The organism is Aliikangiella litoralis (genome assembly GCF_052495765.1).
The window spans coordinates 2,330,153-2,350,549 of the sequence record NZ_CP199292.1 but is presented as its reverse complement, the minus strand read 5'-3'; the positions used below and the strand labels follow the sequence as shown (position 1 = coordinate 2,350,549).

Annotated in this window: 16 protein-coding genes; 7 read left to right on the top strand and 9 right to left on the bottom strand. The window is 37.0% G+C overall.

The window, feature by feature from the left end; all coding sequences use genetic code 11:
- Positions 1-15: 15 nt before the first annotated feature.
- From ACT5E3_RS09685 to ACT5E3_RS09660, 6 genes are read right to left on the bottom strand one after another with little or no spacing between them, the layout of a single operon-like run.
- Positions 16-1,164, bottom strand: a complete 1,149-nt coding sequence (locus tag ACT5E3_RS09685; RefSeq protein ID WP_444998103.1) for a DUF3570 domain-containing protein — start codon at positions 1,162-1,164, stop codon at positions 16-18.
- Positions 1,151-1,390 carry a DUF4266 domain-containing protein gene (locus ACT5E3_RS09680; RefSeq protein ID WP_444998102.1) on the bottom strand — a complete coding sequence of 80 codons (240 nt, stop codon included), beginning with the start codon at positions 1,388-1,390 and terminating at the stop codon, positions 1,151-1,153. The genes ACT5E3_RS09685 and ACT5E3_RS09680 overlap by 14 nt, the downstream gene beginning before the upstream one ends.
- A 1-nt stretch (position 1,391) precedes the next feature.
- Positions 1,392-1,913 carry a TlpA family protein disulfide reductase gene (locus ACT5E3_RS09675; RefSeq protein WP_444998101.1) on the bottom strand — a complete coding sequence of 174 codons (522 nt, stop codon included), beginning with the start codon at positions 1,911-1,913 and terminating at the stop codon, positions 1,392-1,394.
- Between the two features lie 47 nt (positions 1,914-1,960).
- Positions 1,961-2,626, bottom strand: a complete 666-nt coding sequence (locus ACT5E3_RS09670) for an outer membrane beta-barrel domain-containing protein (RefSeq protein WP_444998100.1) — start codon at positions 2,624-2,626, stop codon at positions 1,961-1,963.
- Entirely contained in the window at positions 2,596-3,354 is a 759-nt protein-coding gene (locus ACT5E3_RS09665) for an SH3 domain-containing protein (RefSeq protein WP_444998099.1), read from the bottom strand. The genes ACT5E3_RS09670 and ACT5E3_RS09665 overlap by 31 nt, the downstream gene beginning before the upstream one ends.
- Positions 3,355-3,398: 44 nt before the next feature.
- Positions 3,399-6,059 (bottom strand): HzsA-related protein, encoded by a 2,661-nt coding sequence (locus ACT5E3_RS09660; protein WP_444998098.1) that lies wholly within the window; start codon positions 6,057-6,059, stop codon positions 3,399-3,401.
- Positions 6,060-6,441: 382 nt separating this feature from the next.
- On the opposite strand from ACT5E3_RS09660, the gene ACT5E3_RS09655 reads away from it, so the two are divergent.
- Genes ACT5E3_RS09655 through ACT5E3_RS09640 form a run of 4 tightly spaced genes read left to right on the top strand, consistent with a single transcriptional unit; the run spans position 6,442 to position 12,361 of the window.
- Positions 6,442-7,674 (top strand): hypothetical protein, encoded by a 1,233-nt coding sequence (locus tag ACT5E3_RS09655; protein ID WP_444998097.1) that lies wholly within the window; start codon positions 6,442-6,444, stop codon positions 7,672-7,674.
- Between the two features lie 2 nt (positions 7,675-7,676).
- Positions 7,677-10,160, top strand: a complete 2,484-nt coding sequence (locus ACT5E3_RS09650) for a LamG domain-containing protein (RefSeq protein WP_444998096.1) — start codon at positions 7,677-7,679, stop codon at positions 10,158-10,160.
- Positions 10,161-10,175: 15 nt separating this feature from the next.
- Entirely contained in the window at positions 10,176-11,783 is a 1,608-nt protein-coding gene (locus ACT5E3_RS09645) for a hypothetical protein (RefSeq protein WP_444998095.1), read from the top strand.
- 17 nt (positions 11,784-11,800) lie between these two features.
- On the top strand, positions 11,801-12,361 hold the full coding sequence (locus ACT5E3_RS09640; protein WP_444998094.1) for a tetratricopeptide repeat protein: 561 nt from the start codon (positions 11,801-11,803) through the stop codon (positions 12,359-12,361).
- A gap of 51 nt (positions 12,362-12,412) precedes the next feature.
- Here the strand turns inward: ACT5E3_RS09640 and ACT5E3_RS09635 are convergent, their stop codons facing one another.
- The 3 genes from ACT5E3_RS09635 to ACT5E3_RS09625 form a co-directional block, all read right to left on the bottom strand.
- A complete protein-coding gene (locus ACT5E3_RS09635) occupies positions 12,413-13,801 on the bottom strand; it encodes a tetratricopeptide repeat protein (protein WP_444998093.1) in 1,389 nt (462 codons plus the stop codon).
- A gap of 18 nt (positions 13,802-13,819) precedes the next feature.
- Complete coding sequence (locus ACT5E3_RS09630) at positions 13,820-14,233, bottom strand: group II truncated hemoglobin (protein WP_444998092.1); 414 nt, start codon at positions 14,231-14,233, stop codon at positions 13,820-13,822.
- A 136-nt stretch (positions 14,234-14,369) separates the two neighbouring features.
- On the bottom strand, positions 14,370-15,269 hold the full coding sequence (locus tag ACT5E3_RS09625) for a LysR substrate-binding domain-containing protein (protein ID WP_444998091.1): 900 nt from the start codon (positions 15,267-15,269) through the stop codon (positions 14,370-14,372).
- 95 nt (positions 15,270-15,364) lie between these two features.
- Between ACT5E3_RS09625 and ACT5E3_RS09620 the strand changes: the two genes are divergently transcribed.
- From ACT5E3_RS09620 to ACT5E3_RS09610, 3 genes are all read left to right on the top strand, one after another.
- Positions 15,365-16,360, top strand: a complete 996-nt coding sequence (locus ACT5E3_RS09620; RefSeq protein WP_444998090.1) for a DMT family transporter — start codon at positions 15,365-15,367, stop codon at positions 16,358-16,360.
- A 258-nt stretch (positions 16,361-16,618) separates the two neighbouring features.
- Positions 16,619-19,696: a diguanylate cyclase gene (locus ACT5E3_RS09615; RefSeq protein ID WP_444998089.1), complete on the top strand. Its 3,078-nt coding sequence runs from the start codon at positions 16,619-16,621 to the stop codon at positions 19,694-19,696.
- Between the two features lie 263 nt (positions 19,697-19,959).
- On the top strand, positions 19,960-20,127 hold the full coding sequence (locus ACT5E3_RS09610) for a hypothetical protein (protein ID WP_444998088.1): 168 nt from the start codon (positions 19,960-19,962) through the stop codon (positions 20,125-20,127).
- Positions 20,128-20,397 lie beyond the last annotated feature (270 nt).

The window sequence follows — 20,397 nt, the reverse complement described above, 5'->3', positions numbered from 1 at the left end:
GACTAAAACACTTTACTAATAATATACAGATAAATAAAAGCGGATAACATTAGCATCATAACTATATAAAGGTTCCGTGCCAGCAGGAGCAACTACTCTTAAATCTCTAAAATCCTCATAGTCAAACTGAATTCTGTCTAAACTTAAATTAATACTATAACTATCGATGTAATCCCAATCTTTAAGCTCTTTTTTATAACTAGCCCCTATGCCAATCGTTAATGATGAAAATGTACTGAGTTCTTTATCTCTCGCTAAAAAATTTTGGGCATCAAGCCTATCAAACAGATCGCTATAAAAATCAGCATTAGTCTGAGAATAATGTCTTACCTTAAAATCAAAAATCCAATCATCGCCATACGGGTGTACATATCCAATTTCACTGGTATTAGCTTCAATTCCCCAAGTATCACTAAATTGTTTTAGTTCTAACTTTAAAGCAGCTCTGTAAGGTAAATAATACATCCCTCTTATTGCAAAAGCATCACTAGTTCTAGTATCTGGATAGATCTCACTCTGATAGCTATATTGCTCAGTGTTTGCCTCGCGATAACGAACTGAACGATAAGGGTTGTTCAATACTTTTCCTTGATCGGTGATGGTTTCCCAACTGATATTAACCAAACTATTACCAGTTAATATTTGAGATAATCCAACCCTAAAATGCCTTCTATCGGCATCTTCAGAAAAATCAGGCTCATCTCTTTTGCCAACCTCATCCCACCCTTGCGAATACCCAATATTAAGAGTCGTCAAATCACCAAAAAAATCCTGACTAACGCTAAAGTGAGCAGAACGCGCGGAAAAATCATTTTCATCACTTTTTGTGTAGTTGAAACTCATGATTGTTTTATCATGAAGGTAATCAAGTCCAACACTTTTTTCTATTCTCCGCTCAGTATAAGCACTAGCAGTTGTAACAACATCAATCGAGGCACTACTTACATTATCAATATAATAGTTAGCAGAAATTGAAACTTTATCTTTAATTGATTTTCGAACCAGAATTGATGGTCCCTGAATATCAACCCCACCCCCATCATAATAATGATACAAAGCATCAGCGCGATCTTCAGGCAGTATTGCAGCAAAAATACCAGTACTGATAAAAGCACAACAGAAAACAATTCCAACAATAACTTTAAGCCGATTAATTACAACCACAACCACCTCCAGCACTACCTTCAGCACCTCTCGAACCTTCCCTCGCTTGGAATACATGATGAAAATAATTATCAGATATTGGTGCTCTGCTAAATGCCATAATTGGATCAGCTAAGTTCTGCCTTTCATAAGGCTTTAACCAAGGCTTTAATGACGAACAGCCAGAAGCAATAATACACATTGCCATAATTAAAATCCGCCAATAAATATTGGTGACTTTTTTCATATTACTCTCGCATGAGGGCTTTAATTTTTTTACGATATTTTTCTTCGTCGCCAGCCTTATACCCTGGATGTATGTAGCGAACATTTCCATCTCTATCGATCAGCGCTGTACTTGGCATTGCAGAAACACTATAAAGCTCACTCACTTTGCTTTTGGCATCATAAAGAACAGGAAAGCTAACAGGCGTATCTTTTAGGTAATTAATGGCTTTTTCAGATTTTGCATCAACATTTATACCTAATACAGAAAAGCCTAAGGCTTCATATTTTTTGTGTATTTCATCTAAGATGGGCATTTCTTGACGACAAGGCCCACACCAAGAAGCCCAGAAGTTTAAAAGTACAACTTGCCCTCTAAAATCAGACAAGCGTACATTTTCACCCGAACGGCTTTTTAAAGTAAAATCAGGAGCCTTTACTTTTTTCTCAGCAAAAGTATTCACAGAGAACAAAGCAAAAAAGCTAATAAGCACTATTCTGCTCAAAACAATTAACCTACTATTGATGGATAAACTACTTTTCATATAAAAACCTATTAAGTCGTTAAGCGTAAATCGATTATAGCTACAAGCTAGAAAAATATCGTGAAACCTGTTGAAATTTCCAAATCACTCGCAGTTTTAGAGCCAACTATTTCAATCTTATAGATATAGTCTCTTACTGCTAAGTTAAGCGAAAACCAATCATTAAATAAGACTTGATAACCGCCACCTACAACAGCTGTTGAGTGATTATCTCCAGCAAAATTTGTACTCCCTAAGCCAGCAAGCAAATAAAAGTTACTGGTAAAAGCGATATCTTTACCTAAAAAGCCTTCACCGGGTAGAATATTAAAACCTAGTGAGAGATCATAATGCTTATATTCCCTATCACCAGATAAAACAGATATTCCTGTTAATATTTCAGCACTGGTTAAGTCTGCTTCTGTTTCGCCATAATTCGCTGAGAAAAATAGATCTTCTGTAACATGGTATGAAATGGTACCACCTACGATATCGTTGGCACCAAAATCTTCAATACTAATCACACCATAGTAAAGTCCAATTTCCCAATTTTCTGTATCAATCGCATCTTTATCCACTTCACGTCTTTCAACTTGGGGATCAAATACTTTGATATTTGAAATACCACTTTCAACCTCTTCTTCTTGCTCTACCGCAAGAATTTGAAAAGAAGATAAACTGAGCAAACCAATAAGGCTGTATTTTAGAAAAATACGCTGAATCCTAATTTCCATTCTTCTACTTCGTCGTTGTCGTTTCTACTAGTTAAAATTGTATGCGAATTGTACTCCGCTCGAATAAAAAATTGTCTTGAAATATAAACACGAAAACCAACACCAGCATGTACCATTTCATCTTTACGATCCGCCGGTAGAACTAACGTTGCCCTTGGTTTTGTTTCAATAATACCACTTCCTATTTTTATATAAGGCGAAACACGCCACTCAGGAAACGGTTGGTGCATAATATTCAGGTTAACAAACTGAATATCAGACACGTTACCTAATGCTTGAGATAACACCAGCTCTGTCGATATATTAGGAGTCCAATTCCAACCAGCATAAATAGACATCACATTAGCACCACCAAAATCACCAAATAGTGCCCCAGCTTCATAATCTCGGTTTATGAAGCCTTCCTGATCAGGCTTGTTCGTTTTATATTGCTCTCCAGAAGGTGTTAAAGTATGCTCCATTTCATTTTCATGCACCCACCCTACTTTTCCGCGAGGGGTTTTTACCTTATACCATTGAGTCTTTTTTTTAATTAATTGAATCTGTCGTCCTTTCTCCACAATGTAAAAAACAGGATATCCCCGACCTGGGCCAGTATGCAACTCAATGAAAGGATCTGCAATTTCGACTCGCTGATAACTTTCTTCCTCATCAGCAACGGCGTTAGTACAACTTATTATTAAAATAAATATCAAAAGTCTTTTGATATTTGACTTAAAATCAATCAATTTATTTTTATTCCCAAAACTCAATAGGTCTATTGAATACTAAATTACTGTGGTACGTCAAAGGGATTATTATAATATTGACCACCAATATCCAGCCATTCTGAAATTAATTTTAATTCTGCTGGGCTCAACCACCCTTCATGAGAGCCACCAGAGTTGAATACCTGGAAAAATCTTTGACTAGCTAAAGCTGAATTACTACTCATAGATGCTTGTACATTAACCCCTTCCATTACAGGTATAGGATCACCATTCGCATCTAGAATTAAATTACCATCAGCATCAACTTCATACACAGGGTTCCCATTTGCATCAGTAGCGGGAAGCAATAGATCAACCAGTGCTCCATTCATAATAACTAATTCATTATCATTAAACATCAACTCACGATATGAAGTTAAATGATCTGGCTCATCAATTGAAGGAGTATCAACTAACTCTAATTGTCCTAGAGGGACTTGTAGCTGCCCCATCGCATCAGTCTGACTATGACAGCTAACACAAGTATTATCCTGAACTAAGTTACCATCATTATCTAACACTTGGCGAGTTAGGTTCCAAATTGGTTGAATGACATCAGGGTAGTTAATCGTTATTCGACACAAACCATTCCAATCAGTTAAACATCCTAAAGTAGTTGGAGAGGGAGTACGTAAGTCGCTGTAACTATAACTAAATGAAGTATCAGGAGTTCTTACTACCGGATCAGTCCAAACATCATCATAATTAATATTTACAGATAAAGTTTGATAACCATTTAAACGAGAATAGACTTCAGCCATAGTTTCTCCCTGATCAGCAAATAATGCAGGTGAAGTATTTGGGAATGGTGAACCCGTAACTGGTGCGCCAAGATTGATAGAAGCCGCTTCAGCCTCCATACGACCATGCGGCAACTCACTTGTTCGGGTATGACAGCCATTACATTGCTTGACTTCTCCCGCTTTTACAGACATCCAGTTTTGGTGACGGCCGCCTATACGCTGGCCATTAGCATCTAGTACGCTAATATAGAATGCAACGTTAGCAGGTACTTTAAACATTGCCGAGCCATCTGGTTCAACCCTAGCATACCCCAAAATATCACGCATCAGTTGGCCTCTATTTCTGCCAAAAGCAGTGCCATCGAGCTCGACTAGATCATCATCAGGCATTGAAACAGCTTTTACAATTCGTAAAAACCGACTAGGCCTATCTGCCGCTAAAGTTTGTGCAGGATCAGCCAATGCAGTTATTCCTGTAGGGCTCATATCTTGTCCATCGAAATCATAAACACTTTTAATATGCACAATACCAACATTTTCCGAAACCAAATCGACATCAGCACTAGGTGCAGAGTCAGCAATTACAGTTGGTAAATTTCTCGGAGCTAAAGCCACAACTTCATGTGTAACAACAGACTCTTCAGCAATAACAATTGGCAACTGAGTTTGGTCTGCCGGGTTATATATCCAGACACCATAAAGAGGTTGAGCTTCAACAGCACCAGCTTCGGCCAGTTTTTCAGTTGTACACTCAACAATAATGGGGTTGTTGTTATCATCCATCTCATCTAAACGACATGGAGACCAACTGATTAACAATCGCGATGAGCCATCATAAAGCGGATAAACACTAGCAAAACGACCGCCAATTGACGGTTCATCATCAGAACGAACTTCAAATGGGGTAGCTGTCACATGCCCCGCTCCCGAGATAGAACTACCGGAAACAGGCTGATTGATATCAATAAAATTTTGCCAATCAACATAGGCTAATTCTCCACCCAACCGGCTCGTTACAGCAGGCTTAAGATGAGTCAATAAACGCCCATCTTCAACTTGTCTGGGTGAAATAAATTCAATTGTCGCTCCATCAGTTCCACTATCATGGCTGTGTCTACCATATAGTATTTCCAAGCCAGTACCATCAGGATTAACCTGATATAAATTTATTGTATTATTCGGAGCAACATTATCCCATCGACTAAAAACAACTTTCCCGTTATCTAATACAGTTGGATCCATATCATGGCTTTGATTGAAAGTGATTTGGGTAATTTCACTCCCATCATCTTTCATTACATGTAGGGCAAGCGCCTCTACTCGTCGGTCCTCCTCCAACGCGCTAAACTGGGGTTTTCCTTCATCTAATAATACAGCTTTAGCCAAGCGCTGTCGGGTTGATGCAAACACAATACGCCCATCAGGCAAATAATGAGGTGCAACATCATCACCTGCTTCAGCCGTTATATCCGAGGCAATAACTCTCCTTAAAACCTGAGTTGTACGATCATATTCCCATATATTCCATTTAGGTTGATCTTCTTCATCAACATCTTCAAGTTCAGGCGCTCTCATAGCAAAAAGCAGTTTGTTCCCATCGTAAGACACTTCAATATCTTTAACATCATAAAGAGCATCAGCCTCAAAGGCTTGAGCCGTTATATTGGTTTCACTGGCACTTGGAGTCGCTCTGTCCCTAATGTAAAGAGCAGCGCCAGGGTTAAACCCAACTGGTTCACGAAGGGATGCCATCACAGGTGTTTCATTACCATTATCATCAACTTCAACCGGAAGTGGACGTTTGATATAAGCAATAGGAAAGTCGACAACGACAGGATCAGGTTCTTGACCAGAATTGACCACCCCACCATCACTGCCAGTACAACTAAAAAGAACTGACAACACTGTAGAAATAACAAAAAACTGACTCGTCTTATTCATTAACGATCCCACTAGATAATTTAATAATCAGGACACTTAAACTGTTTAAGCTTCAAGTAATCTACATCAAGTTATTAGAATAGCAAAGAGTTGTTGGTTAACTTGAACCTTGATATTGAAATTTGTAACGTGTGTAACGTATCAGGAAAACTAGCTTTTGTACGAACGGAGCGTTTTCACAAGTAAACGGTATTATCCCTAAATTTGATAATCTTTTCTGTGCGAGATATCACGAAAAAAGAAATTTTCTTACGCTATAATAAATTGGTTCTAGGGTATAATAATTCACAATAAATCAACCTCTTGTATAACACATGCTTGTTGTTTACAGTAATTGGTAGGTTTAAGGTCTTCAAATCCAATTTTAATTTAGGTAGAGTCTATGATGCGAGTTCTATCATCACAAAAAACAGTAAGCCACGTTATAAAGTGCTTAGCGTTCGGGGTTATCGCTACACTTTCTTTTAATGCTTCGGCCGGTTCACGAGAGCAAGCCAAACGTATTCATGACCGCCTTGCTGGTATTCCACCGTCAGAAACAGTTCTTAACGATATGCAAGCGAGTATAACTGCAAATGACGCCATAGCAGCCGCTTATACTGCAATGGACAATGATGCTTTTTATAGCGTTACTTTAAAAAACTGGATCACACCTTGGACGAATGAACCACAAACAGTTTTCGCGCCACTCAATGATTACACGGCGACGGTAATTGGTATGATCAGGGATAATGTCGATATTCGAGAAATGTTACATGGTGACATTTTATATGTTGGTCAATCAGGTTCAGGGTTGCCCGCTTATTCAAACTCAAATAATGATCACTATGCGCAAATGGAAACTAGAGCATTACCATTAAGCACAACTCTTGAGCAAGCAACTCAGTCTTCAGTCACAGGACTTGAATCAGCCGCAACAGCAGGTGTATTAACTTCGCGCGCATCGGCTAAAGCATTTTTAATTGATGGAACTAATCGCGCATTATTTCGATTCACTTTAATCAACCACCTCTGTGATGATCTCGAACCCCTTAAAGATATTGAAAGAGCTGCAGATAAAATTCGCCAAGATGTTTCTAGAAGCCCAGGTGGCGACAGCCGTATATTTATGAACTCGTGTTATGGATGCCATGCGGGTATGGATCCTATGATTCAATCTTTTGCCTACTATAATTACCAATATGATGTAGAAACCGATCCAGACGGTGATAATGGCCAGCTCACTTATAACAGTGTAGGCCAAACTGACTCGGTTACCGGTACTCGTGTTGTTTCCAAGTATTTTAATAATAACCTTAACTTTCCCTCAGGTTTCGTTACTCCAGATGACAATTGGGTTAACTATTGGCGCAAAGGCCCTAATCAGCTAATTGGTTGGGATCAAGCTCTACCAGGTTCCGGTAGCGGCGCTAAATCAATGGGACAAGAACTAGCCCATAGCGCTAAATTTGCCCGATGCCAAGTAAAAAAGGTCTTTTCTAATGTGTGCCTGAGAAATCCTGTTGATGCAGCTGACAGAACACAAGTAGATACAATGGTTGCTTCTTTAATTGCTAATGGATACCAGTTGAAACGCACTTTTGCAGAATCAGCTGTTTATTGTATGGGAGAATAATAATGAATCAGACAATAAATAAATGTTCTCGACTGATAACATTCCGACCATTTAATCGTTTTTTAGCTAGTGCTCTTTGTGCACTTGTTATTTCAGCCTGTTCAGGCGGCGGTGCAGATATAGAAGATAATCCAGTTCCACCAACAACAACAAACTCAACTTATAGTGGCCCAGCTCCTGCTACTGACGACGTACAAGCTTTTAAACTCAATGTATGGGATAACTTATCTGCTACCAATCGTTGTGGAGAATGTCACGGGAATGGACAAGCGCCGGAGTTTGTCAATCTAGAAGATATTAACGTTGCCTATGCAGCGGCAAATACGATTGTAGATCTGAGTCGCCCTGCTGACTCCAGAATGGTTACCAAAGTTGCTGGAGGACATAACTGTTGGTTATCTAGCGACTCAGCTTGCGCAGATACAATCACAAGTTATCTAACGGCTTGGGCAGGAAACTCTGCAACAGGAGGCAATACTATAGAGTTAGTTGCTCCGACACTAAGAGACCCAGGAAATAGTAAAACTTTCCCTGAAACTTCAGATTTATTTGGCTCAACGATTCACCCTGTTTTAACCACTTATTGCGCAGGCTGCCATAACGAAAACTCAGCCAATCCTATTTCACCATTTTTCGCTAACAGTGATGTAGATAGCGCCTATGCAGCGGCAAAAGCAAGGATTAACCTAGACACCCCTGAAAACTCTCGATTTGTTATTCGATTACGTAATGAATTTCATAACTGCTGGACAGATTGCTCAGCTAACTCAGCAGAAATGGAAAATGCCATTCGAAATTTTGCCAACCAAATTACACCGACTCAAGTCGATCCTAATTTGCTCATTAGTAAGTCTTTATTTTTAACTGACGGTATAGTTGCTAGTGGTGGAGGCAGACATGAAACCAATGTCATCGCGCTTTGGAACTTTAAAACAGGTTCAGGTAATACTGCATTTGATACCAGTGGTGTTGAACCAGCAATTAACTTGCAATTGAGCGGCCAGTTTAATTGGGTTGGTGGCTGGGGTATCCAAATCGTTGAAGGAAAGGCCCAAGGGTCAACAGCCAGCAGTAAGAAGTTACACGATCTAATCAAATCAACCGGGGAATATTCAATTGAAGCTTGGGCAGCACCAGCCAATGTTACCCAAGAAGGTCCCGCAGGTATTATCAGCTATTCTGCTGGAACTACCGCACGTAACTTTACTTTAGGCCAAACCCTCTATAATTATAACTTTTTGAACCGTACTAGCGAAACAGATGCTAACGGAGAACCGGCGCTATCCACTCCCGACGCAGACGAAACTCTACAAGCAGCATTGCAACATGTTGTTGTCACCTTCTCCCCCATTGAAGGCCGTAAAATATTTGTTAACGGTCAATTGGCAGCTTCTGAGCAAGTTGATACAGGTGGCACTCTCAATGACTGGGATGATACTTTTGCTTTAGTGATGGGGAATGAAGCTTCAAATGATCGGTTGTGGCAAGGTACTTTAAGGATGGTAGCCATTCATAATCGAGCACTAACACAAGAGCAAATCGTACAAAACTTTGATGTGGGCGTTGGTGAAAAATTCTTTATGTTATTTAGCATCTCACACTTAATTGACCTACCAGACTCTTACATTGTTTATGAAGTGAGTCAATGGGATAGCTATGCTTACCTATTTGATAAGCCTTACTTTATTAATCTGAACAATGAAACTATTCCAGATAATATCGATATTGAAAAAATTCGAATAGCCGTTAATGGAAAAGAAGTTAAAAACGGACAAGCTTATAAGAACTTACAATCAAAGCTAACCAGCTCAGCATACAGCCCAGGCACAGGGCAACAGTTATCTAGCTTAGGAACCGTAATAGCTCTTGAGAAAGGGGCACAATCAGACGAGTTTTTCTTAACTTTTGAAAAGATTGGTACACAGGAAAATGCCTTTGTTGAACCACCTCCACCTACCCCAGCAGTACCGGTCGATTTGCCAGCCAGACCCGATATTGGCGTTCGTGATTTCTATGAAATACATGCATCTATGTCTAAAGCAACCGGAATTAGTATGGCTCATACAGATGTTGCTAATACCTTCGAAGTTGTTAAGCAACAATTGCCAACGCTAACCGACATAGACACTTTTTCATCGTCGCAGCAAATGGGAGTCACTCAACTTGCTATTGAGTACTGTAATGCACTAGTCGAAGATACCACTGCTCGTGCTGCTTATTTTAATGGTTTCAACTTCAGCGCTCCAGCAAACACTGCATTTGATAACCAGACAAAGCGCGATCAAATCTATGACCCTTTGATTACCAATATTATGGGAAGCTCTTTATCCACTCAGCCAGCAGTTGCAGATGTTAAAACAGAGCTAGGAAATTTAACAACAAAATTAACGTCTTGTGGAGCAGGTTGCTCTTCAGGCAGAACTGAAATTGTTGTTAAAGCAGTTTGTGCAGCCGCATTGGGCAATGCAGCCCTGCTAGTTCAATAATTGGAGCATAATACGATGAAGAAAAAATATACTAAAGAACAACTATTAAATGCGCCATTATTACACGGTTCACACAAACGTCCTGTGACCAGAAGAGATTTTATTTCTCAAGGTTTTATGGCAGGTGCAGCAAGTGTAACTGCCCCTTCAATTTTTGGTTTGTTTGCTAATCCAAGAAAAGCACAAGCAGCTCTTTCTTCTGATATTGAAGCTTTAAAGTCCGCTTGTGGTATTGCGGTTCAAGGTGCAGGAAAAATTCCATTTATTTGTTTTGATTTAGCTGGTGGAGCCAATATTGCTGGTTCTAATGTTTTAGTCGGCAAGCAAGGTGGCCAACTAGACTTTTTAACTTCTGCCGGTTACAGCAAACTGGGGCTTCCTGGTGATATGATTCCATCGGTGGTTAACCAACAAACAGGGGCCTCTGATTTTATTAATTCCGACTATGGCTTATCTTTTCATACAGACAGTGCCTTTCTACGAGGCATCCAAGAAAAAACCTCGGCAGCAACAGCGGCTAATACTAATGGCGCAGTAATTCCTGCCCGCTCTGATAACGACACAGGTAATAATCCACACAATCCAATGTATGGTATTAATAAAGTTGGTGCTGACGGTTCATTATTGACATTAATTGGTTCACGTAATAGTGATTCAGGGGGTAACTCAATGTCACCCGCTTCAATGATAGATTTAGCCGTGCGCCCTACAAAAGTCGATCGTCCTAGCGATGTAACAGGGTTAGTTGATGTCGGTGATTTAGTTGGCTTACTGAGCCAAGAAGATGCAGTATCGGTAATGGAATCGATCTATCGAATTTCAGATAAAAAAATTGATAATGTCAGTACTAAAGTCACCTCTGACGACGTCATTAAAGAAATGGTCAGATGTGGGTACGTTAAAAGCGCTGACATAGCCGATCGCTTTGGTGATCCTTCAACCCTTGATCCAGCTTTAGATACAGACATAGTTGGACCAACCGGTATTTTTACTCAAGAAGAATTCGATTCTGATGGAGAGTTTAGAAAAACCGCAGCCATTATGAAGTTAGTAATCAATGGTTTTGCTGGTGCTGGAACTGTAACTATGGGAGGTTTCGACTACCATACAGGTAATCGTTCAGCCGGAGAAGTCAGAGATTTACGTGCGGGTCGGTGCATGGGTGCTTGCTTAGAATATGCAGCAAAAGTTGGTGTTCCATTGATGATATATGTCTTTAGTGATGGCTCAGTTTCAAGTAATGGTATGATTGACAGTTCTATTGATGGCCGAGGCAAAGGTGTTTGGACAGGCGATAACTCCTCTACCGCAGCTTCTTTCTTTATGGTTTATAATCCAAACGAAAGGCCTAACCTAATTGGTGGTACTCCAGAAGAACAGGCAATTCACCAACAAATCGGTTATATGCGCTCAGATGCTTCAACAGAAACCGCCTCTTCACCTGCAGCCAATAATCCCAATCTATTAGTAGAAACTGTTATTTTGAATTACATGGCACTTCATGGTGAGCAAAATCAATTTGATCAGGCTAACTTTTTTCCTAATCACGGTTTAGGTAACGTCACTTTAAGAGATAGTCTGGTAGCCTTCCAACCGATTGTTGATGGTAAAATTGGTAGTTAAAAAAACAGCCTACTTTAATGGATTATACTGAAACTTTAGATAAGGCTTTATACTGGTTAAGAGAATTAGAACTAGATAAAGCCTTAAATCTGCTTTATAAACTATTGGAAGAACATCCAACCGATCTGGATTTAATCCAACGAATTTACCCAATTGAAGTTAAACGCCCGAATCATCCTGGGTATCAAAAAATCTGCTCGCATATATTTTCGATACAATCAAACACTTCTGATTTTCATCAGTTGTTTATTAAAACTTATGTTGAATTCACTCAATTGACTAATGAAAAACTTGTTTTTTCAAAACAACAACAATTCAACCTTTTAAATCACCTGAGTCAATCTCATTTATTAGAAGATGCCGAAATATTTTTAGAACAAATAAAAAAAGATTACCCAGAAGATCAAGATACAGCACAAGCTTTATTTTTTTATTGTGAATCGCTGATTAATAAAAAAAAGTTTATTCAAGCAAGAAAAGAACTCAAATATTTAGTGACTTTTTATACTGAAACCGTTTCAGCCAGAAATGCATTAGCTCGCTTAAAATATGTTGAAAATACGCTTGAAAATCCTTAACCAATCGTCGGCAAAAAACAAATATATAAACTATTCAACAACTTTGATATATCAATAAGCTTTTATAATTAATAAATAACTTTCTGCTTGACTCATTGCATCTTGTTCAATACTGCGCTTTAAAACATGCTCAAGCACCTTAATTGCTTCGGTACTACGATTAGCGAACTCAGCCAACAGCTGAGCTTTTAGTATTGATAAGCTCTCCCAGCCTTTAGGCATTGGATATTTTTTTTCAAACTCTTCAATTAAATTAAGTGCAATATTGAACTGGTGCTTGTTTTTCATTTCACTCACCACTCCAATTACCACCGTGATTTCTTCGGGTATAAAATCTATTGATCGATCATGTAATTTTTGAAAAAAATCAACAGCCTGTTTATTTTTACCTGCTTCAATCATTTCAATAAAATATCGGTTGGCTATTTTAATTAAAAAATCATTCTTTCCTTGTATCGCATAAAGTAAAATAAGCTTTTCATTAGCCCGGTAGTTTCTAGGATTTTCGCTAATTTTGTCTAATAATAATTTTTGTGCTTCTTCATAACGCCCCTCTTGAATAAAAATGCTTACCTCTGCCATATCATCCTTTACAATACTTTCATCAACTTGATAAATAGTTTGTTTATTGATAGTAAAATTTAATTCAAAATGATACTGATAAACCAGATAACCAGCCATGACAAAAACGATCATACTAAAGTACAATATAATTGAATAAAACAGCGTTTCAATCAATAAGCTGCCCGACTCTAACTGAAAAGCATTAAGCTTAACAACCATGATAGCGATAGCTGTCATAATAAGATAAAGGACAAAATAAGCACTTCCAAACAGTTTAATGATAAATCCTATTTTTATCGGATTAATCATTGAAAACATTGACTTTTCCATCATTAGAATAATCATTGATGCAGGAATACCTAAAATAAAAAAGCAAGATAAAAAAATACCAACCGTTGGGCTAATCAAATACAGTTCACTTAAAGCAGCCACTAACACGGCGTAAATAAAAGCTAATTTAAGAAAGACACTTTTATTTTCTAACATTAAATATTTTTTTATTTCACTATTTAATTTTTCACCACAAGCAATTTTTTCCATACTTTCAAATAAAAACTCTATAACAGGTAACATGAGTAAAATAGATAAACATAAACCCAATAATCCCGGCGGTATTAATGCCAATAGAAATGCAAATAAACAAATGAATAAAAGCGAACTAGCATTCAACGGTACTCCAAGTAAAAAAGTCAACTTTTGCCAAAATGGAGGGATCCGCTCAGCAACACTTAAACTAGCTAGACTGCGACGACATAAAGTACATTTGGGCAAATAGTTTTGTTTATCTTCCGGCACACAACTAGCACAAAAATCAACTTTACAACAAGCACAAGACCAAGCCGCTAACTGTTTAGGGTGATATTTACAATACTTCATAAAATACACTCTTGAGATTTAGTCAGAATTTCTAACTCGTTCAGCAGGAATACAAAGTTGACGATATAGGTAACTTTTAAACTCTTCATCATAGGGTTGTAACTCAATTGCTTTTTTCATACATAACAACCATGCATCTCTTTCAGCAGTACCAATATCCAAATGAGCATGTGCGGCGGGAATACTAATTGGTCCATAAGTTTCACGATATAACCTGGGTCCTCCTAACCAACCACATAAAAACCGAAATAGTTTGTCTCTCGAAATATTTAAATCAGAGGGATGCATCTCTAAAATTTTTTTAGCTGGGGATATATTTTCCATAAAGTCATAAAAGTCATCAACTAACTTTCTTATTCCCTCTTCCCCACCGGCAGCCTGAAAGGATGCATCTAAAGTGCCATAGGCAGTATTTTTTGTTAATTCTTCCATCGAAAGCAAACTTCTCTTAATGATTTTTAAATAAAGATTTCTGGTTTTAGAGTTTATAACGCTACAGAAGATTTGCAAACAAGATAACGAGCAAACTGGAAAAATAATCACTAATACCAAGCATTTAATCTGTATCCTACTCGATGCCCGATAAATATCGCGCTAGCTTTAATGTTGGTAATGTTGTATCAAGCTGCGGACGTACACAAATATGCAATTCCCGAGTAGACCAGGGCTCTGCTAAATCGATAATTGTTAAAGGTAATGCCGCAGCATAACGTCGAGCAGCCGGTTCAGGCATAACCGCAATGCCAACTCGGCTAGCAACCATCTGTGCAACTGCACCAAAACTTGGTGCGTTAACCTTAAACTTGGGTGGCAACCGCTCAAACAATGCCATTCTTTCAAGAAATTGCTGCAATGAGCTTTCAGGCTCATAACCAACCAAAGACTCTTTTAACCAATCGGTAAATCGACAACTCGTTTGTTGTGCCAATGAGTGCTCTTTATTAGCAATAACAACTAAACGATTTCTTTGATATAAAAGATAAAGTAAATCACCACGATTATAGTGTCCATCAACAATTCCAATATCAGCTTCGCCAGATGCAATTGACTTTACAACATCTTTACTTGCTCTTTGTTCGATTAATAAATCTATACTGTCATTTTCAACTAAAAAACCAGCTAAATGATTTGATAAATCAGTGCTCAAACCTGTTGTATTGGAAAATAATTTCAGCTTAATTCGGCCTTTTCCTGACAAAGCTTCCATACCTTGTTGCGCCTCTTGGGCTGCCTGTAACAACCGTTGTGCATGTTCATAAAATAAATGTCCGGCATTAGTCATTTTAACGCCTTGTGAACTACGCTTTAGTAATAGCATATTTAAACGCTGTTCAAGCATTTTTAATCTCGCACTTGCAGCAGACAAAGCCAACGGCAAACTAGCAGCCGCTTTGCTTAAACTACCAGCCTCAACAATTGCAACATAAAGCCGCAAATCAAAGAGTTCAAACCTTAGTGGTTTCGTCATTAGCGAAGGCCTATTGATAAATAAGAAAAAGCAGAACAGATAATTAAGCGATAGAATAGCTTAAAAGCTCAACATTTGTCGATAAGATATTATTTATGAAAGCAAGAACATTCGTAAAAAGCGAAACCAGTAATTCAATATTGAGTAAATTCTCTTATAAACAGTTATTAACTAACGGTTATTTATTAGCTACGTTTGCAGCAATAACGGCTTCATCAAAAGCGATTTTTGTCAAATTAATATATTTAGACGCCCCAATCACTCCAATAGAGTTATTAACGCTTCGCTTAGTAATAGCGCTGCCTTTTTTTATCTGGTTAGCTTGTTTACCAAAATACAACTCTCAAATAAGATTAACTACTTTTTTACAGGACGTTGATAAAAAATCACTTTTATTAATTTTGTGGGTAGGTTTTTGTGGTTATTATTTTGCCAGCTTAACCGACTTCATCGGATTGCAATATATATCGGCAGGTTTAGAGCGCTTGGTTCTATTTACCTACCCTGCAATGGTATTACTTATAGAGGCAATTTATTTTAAACGCAAACCATCAAATAAAACTTGGTTAGGAGTTATGTTTTGTTATTTGGGTCTAATAGCGGCTTTAGGACATGATATTCAATACCAATCCACTTTAAATGCCGCATTAGGCGTAGGATGGGTACTTTTAAGTGGCTTGTCTTTTGCTCTATATTATTTAGGTGCGGGTCAATTAATTCGGTTATTAGGACCAGCCAGATTCACAGGGTTAGCTGGCATGGCTGCAACTTTATTTACTTTGATACATTTTTTTATCAGCCAAGATCCGATACAGCTCAATAAAATATCGAATCAAAGCTGGTTCTTTATCAGTATGATATCACTCCTATGCACTTTACTCCCTGGTTGGTTAACCTCAAGCGCAATTAGTCAATTAGGTGCAAGCACCACAGCCAATATAGGCACCTTAGGCCCTGTGATCACAATTATCTTAGGTTGGTTCTTTCTTGGCGAACTATTTTCTTGGCTTCAATTGGTTGGTTTACTTTTAGTATTATTTGGAATAAAAAAAATCCAAAACAACAATCATAGAGATAAAAAATCTCAATAAGCATTTATTATTTTTAATACGAGGATAAACTAAGTCTTTTATTCAGCAATAAATATTAAAAGAACTAAGAAGCATGATATACAAATCATTTTTCTTCATAACTTAAAATAAAAATCCTATAAAACTTCGTAACCGAATAAAACATATTCAAAAAAAGATTAATTCTTTTATCTACTTTATATTTACCATTTTATTTCCTATATTTACCCAGGGCTTATTACTCTTTCATCAGCCTCTAAATAGAAGAAAAGAATAATATTGAAAAAAATACAACTCACAACATACTTCATAATACTACTGCTTCTCTCCTATTGTGTGAAAACACATGGTGTCAGCCTTCCTGAAGTCAAACGCTATCACCAATATTGGCAAGACCGCTGGTCTGTTGAAGATGGGCTTCTTCAAGTTGTTGCTGCATCAATAGCACAAGACTCACAAGGTTATATCTGGGTAGGCTCTCAAGTCGGACTTTCTCGTTTTGATGGTGTTAAGTTTACTCATTTTACTCCAGAAGAATATCCAGAAATCAATGGCTACATCAATAAAATACTAAGTGACAGCTCTGGCCATTTATGGGTTGCAACCACTAATGGTCTATCAGTTAGACAAAAAAACTTAACTTTTCAACAAGTTAAAAAACCTAACAATTATAAAAAGCTCAACAACTCAAAGTTTAAAATCAATAATATGATTGAACTGGCTGATAAACGTATTTTGGTCAGTAGTAATCATGGCATTTTCACAGTAAATAATAAAAACTTAACATACCAAGAGCTTGTTTTAAAAAAGCATAAGCAAATAGCCACATTTGGTTTATTTGCTGACGAGCAAAGTATTTGGTTAGGCCACTTAGGTTTCATTACAGAAATAAGGAATGGTACCGAAAAAATCTACTCTTTAGGTAAAGAAAGTCAATCGGTTAAAGTTGAACATATTACTCAATACCAAAACAAAATTTTATTGGGTACTACTGATGGCATTTATCAGTTGATTAATGGCAAGTTAGTTAAACATACACAACACCCTGTATTGTCCAATGTTCCCATTGAATCAATGATGGTAGATTCAAGACAAGAATTATGGATTGGAACAAATTTAGGACTGTTTCACTTAATCAACTCAAATGTATATGAATACATTGATAATAATAACCCTAAAGCATTTAAAGTTATTCGTTCAATGCTTGAAGACAAGGAAGGTAATTTATGGCTTGGAAGCTACGTTCACGGCATTGCCAGGCTCAGACAAGGTTCAACCTATAATTATAGTATTGAATCGGGTTTAACCGATCCTCTTGTTTGGTCTGTGTTTCCAAGGGATGATAATAGTTTATGGATAGGAACCAATAGTGGACTAAATAAGTTTGAAAATGAAAGCTTTTCACTTGAAGTCTCAAGTGAAAAGCTTCCTCATCCAGTTGTGTATACTTTATTTGAAGATCCTTCTCAGTTAGTCATAGGCACACGCACGGGTATCGCTTTTTATAAAAACAAAAAAATTACTATGCCATCAAAACAAGAAGCAATAATGCATAGTCATATTAGAAGTATTATTTCTGATGATAATACAGGCTATTACTTCGGAACAAACAATGGCCTTTTTCATTTAACCAACAACCAATTCAAACAATATAACTTGGCAACTAATGGTGATAACTTATCTATCAGACATATCATCAAATCTTCTCAAAACAACTTATTACTTGGTACAACAAAAGGTATTTATCAATTCAGCTCAGGTGTAATTGAAAAAGTTTACCCTCAACAATCAGAAGAAAATATAGATATTACTTTTATCTATCAAAATACAGATGATAACTCTCTAATCGTTGGCACAGCATCTAGCGGACTACTCTATAACAAGAATTCTCAATGGCATTTATTTAATAAAAAAAATAGTGGGCTTCCAACACCTGGAGGCTTCTTTATTGTAAAAGACGCTAATGATATTGTTTGGATCAGCTCATATAATGGTATGTATCGGTTTCCCTATAACAACATTCGTCTTTTAATTAACCATAAAATCGACAACCTTGGTACTCAATATATTTTAAGTGACACGCCTCAATCATCAGGCGCTGAAAAATCAGATTGCTGTACAGGTGCAGGTACCGCTAAGGGAATCCTCAATAACAATGCCCTAATACTACCATCAAGAACAGGGCTGATTATGTTAGACACCAATCATATCAGCACAAACTTAATTGCTCCTTTTTCAATCATTGAACGAATCAAACATTCTAACAAATGGCATACCGTCATTAACTCAAAAGAAAAACGAGTTTTAAATAACAATGCTAGAGATATTGTCTTTGAATTTACCGCTCCAACATTTCAAGATCCTCAAGGCATTTTTATACAATATCAACTCAGTGGTTATGATGAACAATGGAAGAAACTTGAAGATGTCAGCAAACGACAAGTATCTTACACCAACCTGCCAGCAGGAAACTATCAGTTTAAAATAAAAGCATCAAACAATTCTAATATTTGGCAAAAATATCCAACGACACTAAGCTTTCAAATACTTCCCTACTTTTATGAAACCTGGTGGTTTATATTAACTATTATTGTTTCTGTGATCTACTTGCTTAAACTGTGGTATAAAAAACGGGTCTTATTTTTCAAAAACCAACAACTAATTTTAGAAGCAGAAGTCAAAAAAAGGACGCAAGAATTAAGCATTGCTAATAAAAAACTAACCAATATTAGCTATACAGATCCTTTAACAGGGCTTAAAAACAGGCGTTACTTACACGAACAAATATCAAAAGATATTGCCTACTTTAATCGTTTAAAAGCTTCTCCAGCCAATGCTGATTCAACCATAGTGTTAATGATGATTGATATTGATCATTTTAAAATGATTAATGATACATTTGGTCATAGCATTGGGGATAAAGTTATTACCAAACTTTCAGAGGTATTATTAACAGAATTAAGAGAAGACGATTATATTGTTCGCTGGGGGGGAGAAGAGTTTTTAATTGTTGCCAGGGCTGTTGAAAGAGAGAATTCGGATCATATTGCACGCAGACTATGCAAAAAAATTGAAGCCACCAACTTCGATAATGAACTAAAAGCACATAAAAAGATTACTTGTTCCATAGGCTTTGCCTTACTACCTTTTTTTGAAGATAGCAACCAAGTAGATTTATCTTGGGAAGAAGTTGTCGATATTGCTGATAAAGCACTTTATTTAGTCAAACAAAATGGTAGAAATGGTTGGGCAACTTATATTAGCAGCCAAACACATAAAGCAAAATCACTAAAAGAATCTATTAACTTTGAAGAATTCACAAAACAAAACAAACTCAAATTGAATAAAAGCTGGTAGCCTCCCTAAAAAAGCGACGCCCTCTATAAATGGTATTCGCTTTATCTATAAAACGTCCAACAAAGACCATCAACTTCTCACCAAAAGACTTAAAAAACAAAGCGTTAATAAAAAAGTATACGACAAGTAAAAATAATTGACCTAAATACAGGATCATTCATGATAATTAGACTAGACTTAGTATAGGTTAATTAATAACCGACAACTATTACACCATAGACAAGGTATTAGTCTCGTTTTTTAAGCTGTTCGAGGAAAATATTATGAAAACCAATACTACGATCAACTCCAAACATACCAATATCAAAGCAAAAAATGCTGAATGCCACCATATCAATGGCACCTATCAGGATACATTAAATTCAAGAGAAGAAATACTTGAACAAATTGGTAGAGCACTTAATTTAAAATACACTTGTTTATGTAAATAAGCTAATATTTTATACTATCGAATAAAACCTGATTGATATCAAATAATCACATTACGTTTTATTCGATAGCGTCTACTGATGTTTTATCGCTATAAACTAAAATACCAATAAACCAAAATACAGATAAACTAATCCCCGTTATTTATTGCAGCTTCTAGCGATTTTTTAACTGAAATTAACTCATCATAAAATATTATATATTGCACAGGCAACAATAACCAAACTCATCTCTAACATAACTTTGTAAAATAGTAACCAATGTAATTTTTT

Coding starts and splice junctions, on each gene's coding strand:
- ACT5E3_RS09630 (WP_444998092.1), bottom strand. CDS start 14,233: ATGGAAGAATTAACAAAAAATACTGCCTATGGCACTTTAGATGCATCC.
- ACT5E3_RS09610 (WP_444998088.1), top strand. CDS start 19,960: ATGAAAACCAATACTACGATCAACTCCAAACATACCAATATCAAAGCA.
- ACT5E3_RS09620 (WP_444998090.1), top strand. CDS start 15,365: ATGAAAGCAAGAACATTCGTAAAAAGCGAAACCAGTAATTCAATATTG.
- ACT5E3_RS09650 (WP_444998096.1), top strand. CDS start 7,677: ATGAATCAGACAATAAATAAATGTTCTCGACTGATAACATTCCGACCA.
- ACT5E3_RS09640 (WP_444998094.1), top strand. CDS start 11,801: ATGGATTATACTGAAACTTTAGATAAGGCTTTATACTGGTTAAGAGAA.
- ACT5E3_RS09675 (WP_444998101.1), bottom strand. CDS start 1,913: ATGAAAAGTAGTTTATCCATCAATAGTAGGTTAATTGTTTTGAGCAGA.
- ACT5E3_RS09680 (WP_444998102.1), bottom strand. CDS start 1,390: ATGAAAAAAGTCACCAATATTTATTGGCGGATTTTAATTATGGCAATG.
- ACT5E3_RS09645 (WP_444998095.1), top strand. CDS start 10,176: ATGAAGAAAAAATATACTAAAGAACAACTATTAAATGCGCCATTATTA.
- ACT5E3_RS09655 (WP_444998097.1), top strand. CDS start 6,442: ATGATGCGAGTTCTATCATCACAAAAAACAGTAAGCCACGTTATAAAG.
- ACT5E3_RS09660 (WP_444998098.1), bottom strand. CDS start 6,059: ATGAATAAGACGAGTCAGTTTTTTGTTATTTCTACAGTGTTGTCAGTT.
- ACT5E3_RS09625 (WP_444998091.1), bottom strand. CDS start 15,269: ATGACGAAACCACTAAGGTTTGAACTCTTTGATTTGCGGCTTTATGTT.
- ACT5E3_RS09670 (WP_444998100.1), bottom strand. CDS start 2,626: ATGGAAATTAGGATTCAGCGTATTTTTCTAAAATACAGCCTTATTGGT.
- ACT5E3_RS09635 (WP_444998093.1), bottom strand. CDS start 13,801: ATGAAGTATTGTAAATATCACCCTAAACAGTTAGCGGCTTGGTCTTGT.